This window comes from Helicobacter sp. T3_23-1059, from assembly GCF_053654515.1.
Window position 1 is genome coordinate 1 of sequence record NZ_JBSIUV010000125.1, and the last position, 1,787, is coordinate 1,787.

Consider the following 1,787-nt stretch of genomic DNA (forward strand, 5'->3'; position numbering starts at 1 on the left):
TATTTTAAATTCTCGCTTTGGCTCGTAACAATAAAACATTTTTGATTTGTATAAAAATTTTGTGTATCGTAATAAGCTATAAATTCTTTATTCATATTTGGATACACAATCTTTTCTTTCTCAAAATCCTCATAATACGCAATATTATCCTGTGTTTCAAACCATTTGTTGCTTGTCTTTTTGCGACAGCCTTTTTCGCCACTTTGGGCAATGCGTGGCATAAAATTTTCTAAATATTTTTTCAAGGCTGGATAATCCTCAATGTCTAATTTTAGCGCGGGGAATGTGCCGATTAGCCACAATCCCGCCCATTCATAGCCATATCTTTTAATGTCGCGTCCGCGCAAAATAGGCTTTATGATTTGCTCTGTGCGCTCTCGCTCTGTGAGATTTACCCACCCCCTAGCCCCCTCCGCAAGGGAGGGGGGATTTATTTCTTTGTCATATTGAGTTTTCGTAGAAAACGAAATATCTCTTTGGTTATTTTTTGAGATACTTCGGGCTTCGCCCTCAGTATGACAAAATGGGGCGTCAGTATGACAAATTTTTGATTCTTCGGTCGCTGTCGCTCCCTCAGAATGACAATAAAAAGGCTTACGCGATGTATCGTTATCATCACACAAATCTAAAATGCTATCTTTTGTCGCAGTGTCGATGATAAAGGCTTCATTGTAGCCTGTTAAAACGCCACGATAGATTTTAATATTCCATTCTTTAAGCGGTGTGCCGATTTTTTCAATCTTTTGTTTTAAAGCTAGTGTGCGCGAATCTACAAAGATAAAGGCTTGGGCATTAAGTGAATCTTGGGGGATACAATCGCAATTTTTAGATGATAAATCTTTGGCATAGCGGATTTTATTGCCTTGTGGTGCGGACTTTGATACTTGGAGTATGCACGAATCTACGATGGCGTTTTCAAAGATTTTTATGCCGTTAAAATCTGTGTAGGATTCAATCGTGTGGCACAATAATAATGAGCGCAAATTTTTGCCATAGCCTGCGCGGGTAAATTTGTTGCTAACAATGTAGGTGAGAATGCCTTGTGGTGCGAGTAAATCTAGGGCTTTGGCAAAAAAGTAGGTGTAAATATCTGCACTGCTACACGCAAAATCGCCAAACGCGCCTAAAATGGCTTGTTTGTTTGGGATAGATTCTTGGCGGATATAGGGTGGATTGCCTATCACAATGTCAAATCCGCCCTCGTTAATGATATTTGCAAAAAAGAAATTATACAAAAAGACTTTGTCGGTGTGAAAATCGTTTGTGATAAAGTCGTTTGCTAGGGATTGCAGGGCTGGGATTTGGTGCAGTAGTGAATCTATCTCGTTTGTAAGTCGCTTTTTTGTTTTGTCGTTGTTTGGCGTTGATAATTCTTTGGTTTTAGAATCTATGTCTTTTTGGATTTGGGCGATTCGCACTTCAAAGGCGTTTGACATAATGGATTTGATTTGAGATTTGAGCGTGTGCTTTTTGTGTGCGTCATTTTGGGCGTAGTAGTCCAAAAAGAGATTTTGCAAACTCTTTGCTATGTCGTGGCTAAAAATGATTTTATCGGCGTTTTCATCAAAGAGCTTGGTGCTTGGAATCTCGCGCATAAAATCACGCGGGATAATCTCTATGCACTCTTTGCCTACGCTTAATGATTCTAGCAAACTATTGCCCTGCATAAATTTAAAATCAAGGTTTGGAAGTGGGCTTGGGCTGACTTCATCGACAGCGATTGATAGCCAAAAGCGAAGCCGTGCGATTGCAATAGTGTCTGCGTCAATGTCGATACCATAAATACA

At 39.6% G+C, this 1,787-nt stretch carries 1 protein-coding gene; it reads right to left on the reverse strand.

Translation table 11 applies throughout. From position 1 onward, the window contains the following. Positions 1 to 1,787: Eco57I restriction-modification methylase domain-containing protein (locus ACWIX0_RS13450; protein ID WP_454174493.1), on the reverse strand; the 1,787-nt coding region annotated here is incomplete at both ends.